Below are 12,867 nucleotides of genomic sequence, written 5' to 3' on the forward strand. Positions count from 1 at the left end.
GGTGCTTCGATCGAGCGGATGGTTACCGGGGTCCGGCCGGCGATCGTCGGCTGAACGCCTTGCCCATGGGGGCCAAGCGGCGCGCGGTCGGGGCTCCGGGAGCGGAGACTTCAGGACGCCACGACCGGCGCCGTCTGGAAATTCGGCAGGGGCGCCACGGCCTGAAAGCCTGCGGAGAGGCCCGAAACACCGCGAAATACGGGTTCCCGGTGGGCCCCAGTCAGCCGTCAGGGAGCAACTTTCGGAGCTAAATGATTGATTTTGTGGTGCCGGCTGCAGGAATCGAACCCGCGACATCCAGTTTACAAAACTGGCGCTCTACCAACTGAGCTAAGCCGGCGTCCCGCTTGACGGGCGGTCCTTATGCTGGCGCAAGACGCCGGACGCAAGCGGAGTTGCCCGTGCCGATTTCCATTCCTCATATCGCGCCCGTCCTGATGCTGGTGGCCTCCAACGTCTTCATGACGCTGGCCTGGTACGGGCACCTGAAATTCGGGTCCAAGCCGCTGTGGATCGTGGTGATCGTCAGCTGGGGCATCGCCTTCTTCGAATACTGCCTGGCCGTGCCCGCCAACCGCATCGGCCATCAGGTCTATTCGGCCGCCGAGCTGAAGACGATGCAGGAGGTCATCACCCTGGTCGTGTTCGCGATCTTCTCCGTCACCTTCCTGGGCGAGAAGCTGACGATGAACCACGCGGTCGGCTTCGCCCTGATCCTGGGCGGGGCGTGGTTCATCTTCCGGGGGCCGCTCTAGAGCTCAGCCGCGATCCGCGCCGCCAGCGCCGTCAGCGTCCCGACCTCCGCCATCGGCGCATGGCCGTGGCCCTTCATGGGCCGGTCGGCCCAGCGGGGGACGATGTGGAAATGCAGGTGGAAGACGGTCTGCCCGCCCGCCTCGCCGTTGAACTGCAGGATCTGGAAGCCCTCGGGCTTCAGCGCCGCCTCGACCGCGCGGGCGATGCGCTGCGTCGCCGTCGTCACCTTCGCCAGCGCCTCCGGCTCGATCTCCAGCAGGTTGCGGGCGGTGGAGGTCTTCGAGATCACCAGCACATGGCCTTCCGATTGCGGAAACACGTCCATGAAGGCCAGGACGTCGTCGTCCTCGAACACCTTCACCGACGGGATCTCGCCCTTGAGGATCTTCGCGAAGATGTTGTCGGGGTCGTAAGGCGCGTGAAGGGTCATGTCGGGCTCCGTCTGAATCCCAAGGTAGCAATCCGTGCGCGGGGAGGGGAGCCCCGGCGCGGTTCGCGTGTTATGGTCAAGGTTCCCTGATGGAGTTCGCCATGCTGCGCCTGATCGTCCAGTTCCTCGTCACCTGTCTGGCCCTGTGGCTGGCCGCGCGGATCGTGCCGGGGGTGTCGTTCAGCGACAGCGGCTCGCTGATCCTGGCCGCCATACTGCTGGGCGTCGCCAACGTCATTGTGCGACCCATTCTGACGGTGCTGACCTTCCCCCTCACGGTGGTGACCTTCGGTTTGTTCCTGCTGGTGGTGAACGCCGCGGTGATCGGTCTGGTCGCCATGCTGCTGGGCGGCTTCACGGTCGCGGGCCTCGGCGCGGGCATCGGCGCGGCCATCGTCACCGGCATCGTCAGCTGGATCGCCGGCTGGTTCATCGGCGGCCCGGACGTGCGTCCCGAGCGCTGATCCCGACCTATCCCAAGTCCTTGCGGAAGGGCGTCAGCTCTTCCGCCATCGCCTGCATCTCGGCCTCCATGGCCGGGCGCTCCCGCTCCAGATAATCCGCCACCGGCCGGCGAAGGGCGGGGTCGGCGATGAAATGCGCCGAGTAGACGGGCGAGGGCAGATAGCCGCGCGCGATCTTGTGGTCGCCCTGCGCGCCGGCCTCGACCCGCGACAGGCCGCGGGCGATGGCGAATTCGATCGCCTGATAATAGCAGAGCTCGAAATGCAGGAAGGGGACCTCGTCCAGCGCCCCCCACTGCCGCCCGTACAGGGCGTCGCGCCCGATGAAGTTCAGCGCCCCCGCGATGGCGACCCCATCCCGGAACGCCATCACCAGCGCGATCCGCTCGGCCATGGTCGCGCCAATGCGGCTGAAGAAGTCCCGCGTCAGATAGGGGCGACCCCATTTCCGCGAGCCCGTGTCCTGATAGAATTCGAAGAAGGCGTCCCAGTGGGCCTCTGTGATCTCCGCCCCGGTCAGGACGCGGATATCCAGCCCGGCCTGCGCCTCCCGCCGTTCGCGTTTCACCGTCTTGCGGCGGCTCGAGGACAGGGCCGACAGGAAGGCGTCGAAGCTCTCATAGCCGCCGTTGCGCCAGATATACTGGATGTCCTGCCGCTTCAGCAGCCCGGCTTCGCCCATGGCGTCCCAGTCGGCGCGGTCGGGGAAGTTCACATGCAGGGACGACGCGCCCAGCCGCTGCGTCAGCGTCATCGCCCCCTGGATCAGGGCCTCGCGCACCGTGGCCGCGTCGGCGTCCGGATGGGCCAGAAAGCGCGGCCCGGCGGCGGGGGTGAAGGGGACGGCGCCCAGCAGCTTGGGATAGTAGCGCCCACCGGCGCGCTCATAGGCGTCGGCCCAGCTGTGGTCGAAGACGTATTCGCCCTGGCTGTGGCCCTTGAGCCAGAGGGGCATGACGCCGATCACCCGGCCGTCCTCGTCCTCCAGTGACAGGTGCCGGCCGGCCCAGCCCTCGCGCGGGACGGCGCTGCCGGACGCCTCGCAGGCGTCCAGGAAGTCATAGCTGACGAACGGATCGCCGGTCGGGGCCGCGCAGGCGTCCCACGCGTCCCGGCCGATGTCGGCGACCCGATCGTGAACCCGGATGCTGAAACTCACTTCACCTCGACGATCGCATCGATTTCCACCGCGAAGCCGAGCGGCAGTTTGTACACGCCCACGGCCGAGCGGGCATGGCGGCCCTTGTCGCCGAACACCTCGACCATCAGGTCCGAACAGCCGTTGATGACGGCGGGAATGGCTTCGAAATCGCCGGCGGCCTGCACGAAGCCGCCCAGTTTCACCACGCGCACCACGCGCTCCAGATCGCCGTCCAGCGCGGCCGAAATCTGGGCCAGCAGGTTCACGCCGCACATGCGCGCGCCCTTGACCGCGTCGTCCTGCGACACGTCGGCGCCCACGGTGCCCTTCAGCCCGCCCGCCGCGTCGTTCGACAGCTGGCCCGAGATGTGGAGCAGGTTTCCGGTCTGCACATACGGCACATAGTTGGCCACGGCCTTGGCGGGTTCAGGCAGCTGGATGCCGAGTTCGGCGAGGCGGGCGGCGACGGTCATGGGATGCTCCGGAATGGATTTGAGGGCGGTTTAGCGCTTTCCTCCCCCTTGGGGGAGGGGGACCGTGCGAAGCATGGTGGAGGGGCGGTTGAAGCGGCCGCGGTCGGACCCTCTCAGCTGTCGTCACTGCAATGGTGCGGGCGGAAAGACCCCTCCACCGCCGTTCCGGCGGTCCCCCTCCCCCAGGGGGAGGCACGCCTATTTCAACGCCCGTCCCGCCACCACCGCGGCCTTGCCGAACTTCTGCCTCAGCGCATCAATCGCTTTCTCGGTTTTCAGCGTGCGCGCCTCGGGGCTTTCGAACAGGGCGGCGGGGGCGTCGACGGCGTCCACCACCTCGCCCATGCCGATGCCGATCAGGCGGTAGGGGACGCCCAGTTCCGGCGTCAGCAGTTCTCGCCCGGCGGCGAACAGGGCGCGCGCTGTCTGCACCGGCTCCGGCAGGCTGATCCGGCGGGTCACGATTTTGAAGTCCGTCTTGCGCAGCTTCAGCACGATCACCCGGCTGGCCACCCCGTCGGCGCGAGCCTTGGACGCCAGCTTCTCGCACAGGGGCCAGAGTTCGGTCTCCAGATCGGCGACCGCGGTCAGGTCCTCGTTGAACGTCGTCTCGGCGCTCATCCCCTTGCGGTCATGTTCGGGTTTCACGGCGCGGGCGTCGCGACCATGGGCCAGGTCGTGCAGGCGCAGGCCGGTCTCGCCGTATCGCTTGACCAGATCGCGCAGGTCGGCGGCGGCCAGCGCCCCGACCGTGCCGTAGCCGTCGCTTTGCAGCGTCTTGCCGAACACCGGCCCGACGCCGGGCAGGATGCGCACCGATTTGGGGGCCAGCAGGGCCTGTGACTCGGCCCCGATCACCGAAAACCCGCGCGGCTTGTCCAGCTCCGACGCGATCTTGGCCAGGAAGCGGTTGGGCGCCAGACCGATGGAGACCGTCAGGCCGATCTCCTCCTCGATATATTTCTGCAGCCGGATCAGCTGGAAGGCCGCCGGGCCGCCGTTCAGCCGCTCGGTCCCCGACAGGTCGATCCACGCCTCGTCCAGCGAGAGGGTCTGCACCAGCGGCGTCAGCGACCGCACCGCGCTGAAGATGCGTTCGCTCTCGGTCACGTATTTGTGGAAGTCGGGCTTCAGCACCGTCGCCTCGGGACAGGCTTTCAGCGCCTTGAACATCGGCATGGCCGAATGCACCCCGTACATCCGTGCGATGTAGCAGCAGGTCGAAACCACGCCCCGCTGGCCCCCGCCGATGATCACCGGCACGTCGCGCAGCTCGGGCCGGTCGCGCTTCTCCACCGAGGCGTAGAAGGCGTCGCAGTCCAGATGGGCGATCGTCAGGGACGCCAGTTCATCATGCGCCACCACGCGCCGCGACCCGCACGCGCCGCAGCGGTCAAGCTTGCGCGCGTCGGTCGTCAGGCAGTCGCGACAGATGGATTTCAACGGATCACCGGCAGAAAGCGGCGAGTGATGAAGGGTCCCGTCATCGCTGCCATCAGGGCGACGATGAAGAGACCGGGTTTCCACGTCAGGGTCGGCACGTCGTGGAACACCGCTACAGGCAAAGCCATGTAGGTCACGGCCGCCGCCATTTCCCACTTCACCGAATATCGGAACGCGCCCTGGATGAAGCGGCTGCTGATGACACCCAGAAGTATGCCGCCGATGGCGGTCACTGTAAGTTCGCGAAGGATGACGGGGTCGGGCATGGGTTTTGGTCAGGCCGGTTTCCATCAACTTAGGAGAAGCCGGACCGGACTGCATCCGAAGATCGCGCCGACAACGACTCGCCGCAATCGACACGACCAATCCCGACGCATGGCCGAGCCACCTTGCCGGGCATGAGCCCTGACCTGCTTCCTGTCTGCGGCTCGCCGGATATGCGCGCGATCCATCGCGCCGCCTTGTCTCGCGTGGCCGACCCCCGGCGACGCGCGCGCTTCACGCCAACTTAAGAGAACCGCGTCCAGACTGCGTCAGAAGAAGGCAAGCCCCCGCGCAATCGCGCTTGAGAGGGGCGAACAGGCCGGGTGGTGATGTCCAAGAAAGTCCTCATCGTCGAGGATAACGAGCTGAACATGAAGCTTTTTCATGATCTGCTCGATTCCCAGGGGTACGAGACCCTGCAGACCCGCGAGGGCCTGCAGGCGCTCGCCCTGGCGCGCCAGCATCGGCCCGACCTGATTCTGATGGACATCCAGCTGCCGGAGATTTCCGGTCTGGAAGTCACCAAATGGCTCAAGGACGACGAAGAGCTGAACCATATCCCGGTGGTCGCGGTGACCGCCTTCGCCATGAAGGGCGACGAGGAGCGGATCCGACAGGGCGGCTGCGAGGCCTACATCTCCAAGCCCATTTCGGTGATGCATTTCCTCGAGGTCGTCCGGAAGCATCTGGGGTAGGGCGACATGACGGCGCGTATCCTTGTCGTGGACGACGTTGAACCGAACGTCCGCCTGCTCGAAGCCAAGCTGACCCTCGAATATTACGAGGTCCTGACGGCGATGGACGGCCAGACGGCCATCGACATCGCCTCCGCCGAACGGCCGGACATTATCCTGCTGGACGTCATGATGCCGGGCATGGACGGGTTCGAGACCTGTCGTCGCCTGAAGGCCGACCCGGTCACCCGCCACATCCCGGTCGTCCTGGTCACGGCCCTGGACGGCCGCGAGGACAAGATCCGGGGTCTGGAAGCCGGCGCCGACGACTTCGTGACCAAGCCCATCGACGACGTCATCCTGTTCGCCCGCGTCAGGTCGCTGGTCCGGCTCAAGGCCGTGATGGACGAACTGCGCGAGCGCGAGGAGAGCGGTCGTCGATTCGGCGTCGACACCGACGGCGCGGGTCGCCTCCGCGGCTCCGGCGGCCGGGTGCTGGTCGTGGACGACAGCGCCCTGCAAGCCGGCAAGATCGTCGCCCAGTTGTCTGACGAGCATCGCCCGGTGCACGAACCCGATCCGGCGGCGGCGCTGATCGCCGCGCGCGGACCGGTGGACCTGATGATCGTCAACGTCTCCGCCGCCGCCTTTGACGGCCTGCGCTTCGTCGCCCAGGCGCGCTCGACCGAGGCGTCGCGGCGTGTGCCCATTCTGGCGGTGGTCGATCCGGCGGACCGGCCTCGCCTGATCAAGGCGCTGGAGCTGGGCGTCAATGACATCCTGCCCCGGCCCGTCGATCCCGAGGAACTGGACGCCCGCGCCCGCAGCCAGATCAAGCGCAAGCGCTATGCCGACTTCCTCAAGCAGAAGCTGGACTACAGCCTTGAGATGGCCGTCACCGACGCCCTGACCGGGCTGCACAATCGCCGCTATATGGCGGGCCAGCTCCAGGCCCTGATGGGCCGGGCCGGGCAGGGGGGCGACCCCGTGGCCGTGCTGGTCATGGACATCGATCACTTCAAATCGGTCAATGACGGCTTCGGCCACGACGCGGGCGACGAGGTGCTGCGCGAGTTCGCGGTGCGGCTGGCGACCAACGTCCGCGCCATCGACCTGCCGTGCCGGCTGGGCGGCGAGGAGTTCGTGGTGGTCATGCCCGGCGCCTCGCTGGAAGACGCCACCCGCGTCGCCGACCGCATCCGCCGCGACGTGGCCTCCCTCCCGTTCCCGATCATGGGCGGGGCCGAAAGCCTGACCATCACCGTTTCCGTCGGAGTCGCCTGTTCAAACGGCCCCGACGACACCCCCGACGCCCTGCTGAAGCGCGGCGACGAGGGGGTCTATGACGCCAAGGCGCGCGGCCGGAACCAGGTCATAGCGCGGGCGGCCTGAGGCGCGCGATCGGCTGCGGGGCGCTGGATACCAATCCTAAACGAATTCAGCCTGAAGCTGCGATCAGTGTGTAGTCGGACCCCGATCCGCTTACCAAGATGGGCCCGACTCCCGATTTCGCGGAAAGGCGCCATTATGGGTCGTGCATGCTTCTCCAAGGCTGTTGAGGACTTCTCCAGCCGTACTTTCTCCGCCGATCCCACGGGGTGGCGGGCGCTCGAGACATTGGAACGGGTCATCCTTGACCATCAGCCGACCTCGCCGGGGGAGGCGGTGGCCATGCTGGACATCGTCATCTCCGACGTGATCGGCGGCGGGCGCGCCGACGGGCGGGACATCAAGGCCCTTCAGGCCATCCGCTCGATGCTCAGCGACCAGACCTGACCGCTTCACCCGGCCCGGCCGTCGTCTGAACCGTCGCCACGGCGTGCGGTGGTGTTTCGCCCGGTCCCGGGGCAATGGCTGACGCGCAACGAAAAACGCCCGGTCATCGCTGACCGGGCGTTCCCGAACGCGTTAGCAAACCAAGTGCTTACTTGATTTTGCCTTCCTTGAACTCGACGTGCTTCTTCACGACCGGGTCGTACTTCTTGACGACCATCTTCTCGGTCATCGTGCGCGCGTTCTTCTTGGTGACGTAGAAGAAGCCGGTGTCGGCGGTCGAGTTCAGGCGGATCTTGATCGAGGCGGGCTTGGCCATCGGAATAAATACCTTTGCGGACGGCGAAAGCCGCGGAAATGAGAGGCGCGGAACATACTCAGGCGCGGCTGGAAGTCAACGGGCGTGACGCCGCATTGAGCATCGATCGTTCAAAGGCCACGGTGGCGGGCATGAAAGCCTCAGTCCTCGCCGCCGCCGCGGCCGCCGTCTTCCTGGCCAGCCCCGCGCTCGCACAGGAACCGTCCGATCCGCAGGACGCCTTCCTGTCGCGGCTGAACGCCCTGTGCGGCCAGCGATTCGAGGGCCGGGTGGTCTCCACCGACGCCGCCGACGCCGACTTCCACGGCAAGCGGCTGGTGATGCATGTGCGGGACTGCGCGGCGGGCGAGGTGGGCATTCCCTTCGCGGTCGGCGAGGACCGCTCGCGCCGCTGGGTCATCACCCGCACGGACGCAGGCCTTCGCCTGAAGCACGACCACCGCGACCCGCAGGGTGAGATTCACGGCTATCATCTGTACGGCGGCGACACGGCGGGACCGGGGACGGCCTCGCGGCAGGCGTTTCCGGTGGATAAGGAGTCCATCGACCAGTTCATCGCCGGCGGAGCGCAGGTCTCGACCACCAACACCTGGGCCGTCGAGGTCCATCCGGACCGGATGTTCGCCTATGAGCTCAGCCGTCCCGGCGGCCGCTTCTTCCGGGTCGAGTTCGACCTGACCCGGCCGGTGGCGGACTAAAGCGCCGTCCAGCCCTTCACGGGTCGCACCGTGGCGCAGGCGGGCGTGCCGTCCTTGCTGCGACCCGGCAGCACCACCTCCAGCACGGCGCCGACGCGGGCCTTGTCCAGCAGGGCGGCCGGGATGTCGTGGATGTCGATCTTGGCGCGGCGGTTCATTGCGGTGGCGTGATCGCCGGCCGACTGGCCGATGCGGATGTAGACGAAGCGGCGTTCCTTGCCCTCGCGCCGGACGAAGGGACCGAGGACCCGGTTGTCGTCGGCCAGCCGGATCGGGACGTCGAACGACAGGGGCGCTTCGGTCGCGGTGACCGGCTCGAACGGCGCGTCGTCCCTCTGCAGGCTGTAGCGGACGCCCGGGACCGGATCGGCGAGGGTCAGGCGCAGGGTGATCGGGGTGTCGGCCATGACGGTCAGTCCTGATGTTCGACCACATGTTGTCCGCGCACCATGCGCACGAAGGGCAGGGGGCGGTTCGGACGGGACAGCCGCTCCGCCACCTCGCCCAGCACAAAGCGGGTGATCGCGGGCAGGTCCAGGGCGCGGGCGTCTTCCAGCGGCAGCCAGGCGATCTCGTCCAGCTCGCCCGATCCGGCCGTGGGCTCCGGGTGCAGCAGGGCCGAGGCGTCGGCCATGAAGAAGCGGGCGTCGAAGCGGCGGGTGCGGCCCGGCGGGGTGATGGCGCGGGCGATATAGGACACGGCGGCGAGGTCGGGCAGGGCGCCGACGGCCCGGAACTCCCGCCAACCCCCGACCACCGAGGCGGGCGGGGCCGGCTCGGCCAGCAGCAGGCCGGTTTCCTCGAAGGTCTCGCGCACGGCGGCGAGGGCCATTGCGCGGGCGCGGCGGGGCGGAACCTCGCGAGTCAGCCGGACGGCGTCCGGATGGGACAGGTCGGTGGCGAAGGCGGCGGACGCGTCCGACCGCTCCACCTTCCCGCCGGGAAAGACCCATTTGGAGGCCATGAAGACATGCCCGGGCGCGCGTCGGCCCATCAGCACCTCGGTCCCCGAACCGACCTTGCGCGTCAGGATCAGGGTGGCGGCGTCCTTGGGGCGTTGACGGGGACCGGCGGCGCGGGGAGCGTCACGGAGGTCCTGGGCGGCGTCGAAAGGGCGGAGCGGGGATGTCGGCACGGCGGAAGACTAGCATCGCGCCGCGCCGGGGCGAGGGCGAAAATCAGGTCGCCGGCTGAACCCGCGTCCGGCCGCGGCGGTCGCTCCAGCGCAGCCAGAGCAGCAGGACCAGGCCGGACGCCGAGGCGGCGGCTCCGGTCAGGGCCACGGCCGGAAAGCCGAGCCCGCCGGCGATGACCGCTCCACCCAGGGCCGCGCCGAGCGCATTGCCGAGATTGAAGGCGCCGATGTTCATGGCCGAGGCGAGGTTGGGCGCGTCGGAGGCGGCGGCCATGACGCGGACCTGCAGGGGCGGCACGAGGGCGAAGGAGGCCACGCCCCAGAGGAAGATCAGGACCGCCGTCGGGGCTGCGAACGGCATGGCGAAGGCGAAGGCGACCAGCAGGGCGGACGAGGCGATCAGGGTGACGATCAGGGTCCGGTCGACGGACCGGTCGGCGAACCGGCCGCCCAGCCAGTTCCCGAGCGTCAGTCCCAGGCCATAGGTGACCAGCATGGCGGTGACGAAGCCGAGCGAGGCGCGGGTCACGTCCTGAAGGATCGGGGCGATGTAGGTGAAGACGGTGAACATGGCGCTGGCGCCGATCACGGTCAGGGCGAGAGCCGACAGGACCGGGCCCCTTCCGAGGACCTTGAGTTCGGCCAGGGCGTCGCCGCCGGCGGGCGCGGGCAGTTTCGGCAGGGTCAGGCGCAGGGCCGCCATGACGAACAGGCCGATGGCGGTGATGCCCCAGAAGGAGGCGCGCCAGCCGAGCGTGTCTCCGGCCCAGGCGGCGAGGGGCACGCCGACCACATTGGCGAGGGTCAGGCCCATGAACATGGAGGCGACCGCGCCGGCCTGACGGTTCGGGGCGACCAGGCCGGCGGCGACGATCGAACCGACGCCGAAGAAGGCCCCGTGGTTCAGGGAGGTGATGACGCGCGCGGCCATCAGGGTCCCGTAGTCAGGGGCGAGCGCCGAAAGCAGGTTGCCGAGGGTGAAGATGGCGGCCAGCCCGATCAACAGGGTGCGGCGGGGGACCTTGCCCGTCGTCAGGGTCATCAGCGGCGCGCCGAGGACGACGCCGAGGGCATAGGCGCTGATCAACAGGCCCGCCGTCGGAATGGAGACGCCGATGTCGGTGGCGATGACGGGCAGCAGGCCCATGGGCGCGAACTCGGTCACGCCGATGCCGAAGGCGCCGGCGGCGAGGGCGAGGAGGGGAGGATTGAGTTTCATGAGGCGATCTCAGACCAGCGGCGGGTTGAGGCGGGCGAACCCGGCCTGTTGCCGATAGGGGGTATGGGGATAGGGCGGCAGGACATCGCTGGCGGCGTCGAGCGCGGCGATCTGGTCGGGCGTCAGGCTCCAGCCGACGGCGCCGAGGTTCTGGCGCAGCTGCTCCTCGTTGCGGGCGCCGATGATGACCGAGGAGACCGTCGGGCGTTGCAGCAGCCAGTTGATGGCGATCTGGGGCACGGTCTTGCCGGTCTCGGCCGCGACGAGGTCGAGGGCGTCGACGACGCGGTAGAGGTGTTCGTCCTCGACCGGCGGGGCGAAGGCGGCGGTTTCGTGCAGGCGGCTGCCCTCGGGGATGGGCGCATCGCGGCGAACCTTGCCGGTCAGACGGCCCCAGCCCAGCGGGCTCCACACCAGGGCGCCGACGCCCTGGTCGGCGGCTAGCGGCATCAGGTCGGCCTCATAGGCGCGGCCGATCAGCGAGTAGTAGACCTGGTGGGCGACGAAACGGGGGCGGGCGTCCCGATCGGCGAGGCCCTGCGCCTTCATCAGGGCCCAGCCCGGATAGTTGGAGACGCCGGTGTAGCGGACCTTTCCGGAGGTCACGAGGAGGTCGAGCGTGGCGAGCAACTCCTCGGCCGGGGTCGAGGCGTCGAAGGCGTGGAGCTGCAGCAGGTCGATATGGTCCGTGTTGAGCCGCGTCAGGGCGGCCTCGACCGCGGCGATCAGGCGGCCGCGCGAGACGCCCCAGTCGCCGGGCCCGTCGCCGGTGGGCAGGCCGGTCTTGGTGGAAATCAGGACCTGGTCGCGACGGCCCTTGATGGCCTCGCCCAGCACCCGCTCTGAGGCGCCGTCGGAATACACGTCGGCGGTGTCGAACAGATTGACCCCGGCCTCGAGGCAGATGTCGATCAGGCGGCGCGCCTCGACGACGTCGCTGGTTCCCCAGGCGCCGAACAGCGGCCCTGCGCCGCCGAAGGTTCCCGTGCCGAAGCTGAGGACGGGGACGCGAAGGCCCGAGGCGCCGAGTTGACGATAGTCCATGGCCGAAATCCGTTTGTTGTTACCGGATGCACAGATGGACGCAGGCGCTTGGCGTCGGTAGGGAGGATACGGGCCAAGGATCTGTGACTTGAACGCAAAGATGCAGTTGAACGGCGCAGATCGCGCGCGGGAGATGGAGGTGTTCGCCGCTGTGGCGGACGCCGGCAGTCTGTCGGCGGCGGGGCGCAGGCTGGGGCTGACGCCGTCGGCGATCAGCCGCACCATCGACCGGATCGAGGCGCGTCTGGGGGTGCGGCTGATGTTGCGGACCACGCGACTGCTGACGCTCACGGCGGAGGGCCAGAGCTATCTCGGTGCGGCGCGGCGGATCCTGGCGGATCTGGACGATGCGGAACAGACGGTGGCGGACCAGGGCGCGCCGCGAGGCCGCCTGCGGGTCAGCGCGGCCCTCGCCCACGGGCGGTTGGTGGTCGTGCCTCTCCTGAAGGATTTCGTGGCCCTGTATCCGCACATCCTGGTGGAGATCAGCCTGACCGACGCCGTGGTCGATGTGGCGGCGGGTCAGGCGGATGTGGCCATCCGCTTCGGTCTGCTGGCCGACAGCGCCCTGACGGCGCGGAAGCTGGGCGAGACCGGGCGGATCGTGGTGGCCTCGCCGGAGTATCTGGCGCGGCGCGGGGAGCCGATGACGCCGGAGGATCTGTACGACCACGACTGTCTGAATTTCAGTTTCCGCCGGGCCGAGCCGGTGTGGCCGTTCCGGCGCGACGGGATCAACTTCGCCCTGACCGTGCGCGGGCCGGTTGAGGCCAACAACGGCGAGACCCTGACCCAGTTGGCGCGCGACGGCGTGGGGATCACGCGCGTGGGGGCCTTCAGCGCCGAGGACGACATCCGCGACGGGCGGCTGATCCCCCTGCTGGAGGGCTTCAACCCCGGCGACCGCGAGGCGATCCACGCGGTCTTCGTGGGCGGGACGAACACCCCGGCGCGGGTCCGGGTGTTCGTGGACTATCTGGCGGAGCGGCTGGGCTAGCTCAATCGGCGCTACGCCGGCCGGCGGCGAAGCCGCG

Annotated in this window: 17 protein-coding genes and 1 tRNA gene; 7 read left to right on the forward strand and 11 right to left on the reverse strand. The window is 68.5% G+C overall.

The window, feature by feature from the left end; all coding sequences use genetic code 11:
* Positions 1-264: 264 nt before the first annotated feature.
* Positions 265-340, reverse strand: a tRNA-Thr gene (locus tag ACW174_RS11930).
* A 61-nt stretch (positions 341-401) separates the two neighbouring features.
* Here ACW174_RS11930 and ACW174_RS11935 point away from each other — a divergent pair.
* Entirely contained in the window at positions 402-755 is a 354-nt protein-coding gene (locus tag ACW174_RS11935; protein ID WP_492014642.1) for a DMT family protein, read from the forward strand.
* Here the strand turns inward: ACW174_RS11935 and ACW174_RS11940 are convergent.
* The gene (locus tag ACW174_RS11940; RefSeq protein WP_492014643.1) at positions 752-1,186 is read right to left on the reverse strand and encodes an HIT family protein; all 435 of its coding nucleotides are present in this window, start codon (positions 1,184-1,186) and stop codon (positions 752-754) included. The genes ACW174_RS11935 and ACW174_RS11940 overlap by 4 nt on opposite strands.
* A 101-nt stretch (positions 1,187-1,287) precedes the next feature.
* Here ACW174_RS11940 and ACW174_RS11945 point away from each other — a divergent pair, with 101 nt between their 5' ends.
* On the forward strand, positions 1,288-1,650 hold the full coding sequence (locus ACW174_RS11945; protein WP_492014644.1) for a phage holin family protein: 363 nt from the start codon (positions 1,288-1,290) through the stop codon (positions 1,648-1,650).
* A 7-nt stretch (positions 1,651-1,657) separates the two neighbouring features.
* Here the strand turns inward: ACW174_RS11945 and ACW174_RS11950 are convergent, their stop codons facing one another.
* The 4 genes from ACW174_RS11950 to ACW174_RS11965 all read right to left on the reverse strand — a co-directional run bounded on the left by ACW174_RS11950 (position 1,658) and on the right by ACW174_RS11965 (position 4,973).
* Positions 1,658-2,809, reverse strand: a complete 1,152-nt coding sequence (locus tag ACW174_RS11950; protein ID WP_492014645.1) for a GNAT family N-acetyltransferase — start codon at positions 2,807-2,809, stop codon at positions 1,658-1,660.
* The gene (locus tag ACW174_RS11955; protein ID WP_492014646.1) at positions 2,806-3,264 is read right to left on the reverse strand and encodes a RidA family protein; all 459 of its coding nucleotides are present in this window, start codon (positions 3,262-3,264) and stop codon (positions 2,806-2,808) included. The genes ACW174_RS11950 and ACW174_RS11955 overlap by 4 nt, the downstream gene beginning before the upstream one ends.
* Positions 3,265-3,462: 198 nt before the next feature.
* Positions 3,463-4,707, reverse strand: a complete 1,245-nt coding sequence (locus ACW174_RS11960; RefSeq protein ID WP_492014647.1) for a DNA polymerase IV — start codon at positions 4,705-4,707, stop codon at positions 3,463-3,465.
* Positions 4,704-4,973: a hypothetical protein gene (locus tag ACW174_RS11965; protein WP_492014648.1), complete on the reverse strand. Its 270-nt coding sequence runs from the start codon at positions 4,971-4,973 to the stop codon at positions 4,704-4,706. Before ACW174_RS11965 ends, ACW174_RS11960 begins: the two co-directional genes overlap by 4 nt.
* Before the next feature lie 327 nt (positions 4,974-5,300).
* On the opposite strand from ACW174_RS11965, the gene ACW174_RS11970 reads away from it, so the two are divergent.
* From ACW174_RS11970 to ACW174_RS11980, 3 genes are all read left to right on the forward strand, one after another.
* Positions 5,301-5,666 carry a response regulator gene (locus ACW174_RS11970; protein WP_141626327.1) on the forward strand — a complete coding sequence of 122 codons (366 nt, stop codon included), beginning with the start codon at positions 5,301-5,303 and terminating at the stop codon, positions 5,664-5,666.
* 6 nt (positions 5,667-5,672) lie between these two features.
* Positions 5,673-7,037, forward strand: a complete 1,365-nt coding sequence (locus ACW174_RS11975) for a PleD family two-component system response regulator (protein ID WP_492014649.1) — start codon at positions 5,673-5,675, stop codon at positions 7,035-7,037.
* Positions 7,038-7,172: 135 nt separating this feature from the next.
* Complete coding sequence (locus ACW174_RS11980) at positions 7,173-7,421, forward strand: hypothetical protein (protein WP_492014650.1); 249 nt, start codon at positions 7,173-7,175, stop codon at positions 7,419-7,421.
* 148 nt (positions 7,422-7,569) lie between these two features.
* On the opposite strand, the gene rpmG is transcribed toward ACW174_RS11980, so the two are convergent.
* On the reverse strand, positions 7,570-7,737 hold the full coding sequence (gene rpmG / locus ACW174_RS11985) for a 50S ribosomal protein L33 (RefSeq protein WP_029417689.1): 168 nt from the start codon (positions 7,735-7,737) through the stop codon (positions 7,570-7,572).
* Positions 7,738-7,868: 131 nt separating this feature from the next.
* On the opposite strand from rpmG, the gene ACW174_RS11990 reads away from it, so the two are divergent.
* Entirely contained in the window at positions 7,869-8,435 is a 567-nt protein-coding gene (locus ACW174_RS11990; RefSeq protein ID WP_492014651.1) for a hypothetical protein, read from the forward strand.
* Here the strand turns inward: ACW174_RS11990 and ACW174_RS11995 are convergent.
* The 4 genes from ACW174_RS11995 to ACW174_RS12010 are packed head-to-tail and all read right to left on the reverse strand — an operon-like array spanning position 8,432 to position 11,833.
* On the reverse strand, positions 8,432-8,842 hold the full coding sequence (locus ACW174_RS11995; RefSeq protein WP_492014652.1) for a DUF5990 family protein: 411 nt from the start codon (positions 8,840-8,842) through the stop codon (positions 8,432-8,434). The genes ACW174_RS11990 and ACW174_RS11995 overlap by 4 nt on opposite strands.
* Before the next feature lie 5 nt (positions 8,843-8,847).
* Positions 8,848-9,570 carry an NUDIX hydrolase gene (locus tag ACW174_RS12000; protein WP_492014653.1) on the reverse strand — a complete coding sequence of 241 codons (723 nt, stop codon included), beginning with the start codon at positions 9,568-9,570 and terminating at the stop codon, positions 8,848-8,850.
* A gap of 43 nt (positions 9,571-9,613) precedes the next feature.
* On the reverse strand, positions 9,614-10,789 hold the full coding sequence (locus ACW174_RS12005; RefSeq protein WP_492014654.1) for an MFS transporter: 1,176 nt from the start codon (positions 10,787-10,789) through the stop codon (positions 9,614-9,616).
* A gap of 9 nt (positions 10,790-10,798) precedes the next feature.
* On the reverse strand, positions 10,799-11,833 hold the full coding sequence (locus tag ACW174_RS12010) for an aldo/keto reductase (RefSeq protein ID WP_492014655.1): 1,035 nt from the start codon (positions 11,831-11,833) through the stop codon (positions 10,799-10,801).
* An 88-nt stretch (positions 11,834-11,921) separates the two neighbouring features.
* Here ACW174_RS12010 and ACW174_RS12015 point away from each other — a divergent pair, with 88 nt between their 5' ends.
* Positions 11,922-12,830 (forward strand): LysR family transcriptional regulator, encoded by a 909-nt coding sequence (locus ACW174_RS12015; RefSeq protein WP_492014656.1) that lies wholly within the window; start codon positions 11,922-11,924, stop codon positions 12,828-12,830.
* Positions 12,831-12,867 lie beyond the last annotated feature (37 nt).

Source organism: Brevundimonas sp. AVps31 (assembly GCF_058681355.1).

Excerpts from the sequence above, each read along its gene's own strand:
- ACW174_RS11940 (WP_492014643.1), bottom strand. The coding sequence starts at position 1,186 with ATGACCCTTCACGCGCCTTACGACCCCGACAACATCTTCGCGAAGATC.
- ACW174_RS11945 (WP_492014644.1), top strand. The coding sequence starts at position 1,288 with ATGCTGCGCCTGATCGTCCAGTTCCTCGTCACCTGTCTGGCCCTGTGG.
- ACW174_RS11955 (WP_492014646.1), bottom strand. The coding sequence starts at position 3,264 with ATGACCGTCGCCGCCCGCCTCGCCGAACTCGGCATCCAGCTGCCTGAA.
- ACW174_RS11965 (WP_492014648.1), bottom strand. The coding sequence starts at position 4,973 with ATGCCCGACCCCGTCATCCTTCGCGAACTTACAGTGACCGCCATCGGC.
- ACW174_RS11970 (WP_141626327.1), top strand. The coding sequence starts at position 5,301 with ATGTCCAAGAAAGTCCTCATCGTCGAGGATAACGAGCTGAACATGAAG.
- ACW174_RS11975 (WP_492014649.1), top strand. The coding sequence starts at position 5,673 with ATGACGGCGCGTATCCTTGTCGTGGACGACGTTGAACCGAACGTCCGC.
- ACW174_RS11980 (WP_492014650.1), top strand. The coding sequence starts at position 7,173 with ATGGGTCGTGCATGCTTCTCCAAGGCTGTTGAGGACTTCTCCAGCCGT.
- rpmG (WP_029417689.1), bottom strand. The coding sequence starts at position 7,737 with ATGGCCAAGCCCGCCTCGATCAAGATCCGCCTGAACTCGACCGCCGAC.
- ACW174_RS11990 (WP_492014651.1), top strand. The coding sequence starts at position 7,869 with ATGAAAGCCTCAGTCCTCGCCGCCGCCGCGGCCGCCGTCTTCCTGGCC.
- ACW174_RS11995 (WP_492014652.1), bottom strand. The coding sequence starts at position 8,842 with ATGGCCGACACCCCGATCACCCTGCGCCTGACCCTCGCCGATCCGGTC.
- ACW174_RS12005 (WP_492014654.1), bottom strand. The coding sequence starts at position 10,789 with ATGAAACTCAATCCTCCCCTCCTCGCCCTCGCCGCCGGCGCCTTCGGC.
- ACW174_RS12010 (WP_492014655.1), bottom strand. The coding sequence starts at position 11,833 with ATGGACTATCGTCAACTCGGCGCCTCGGGCCTTCGCGTCCCCGTCCTC.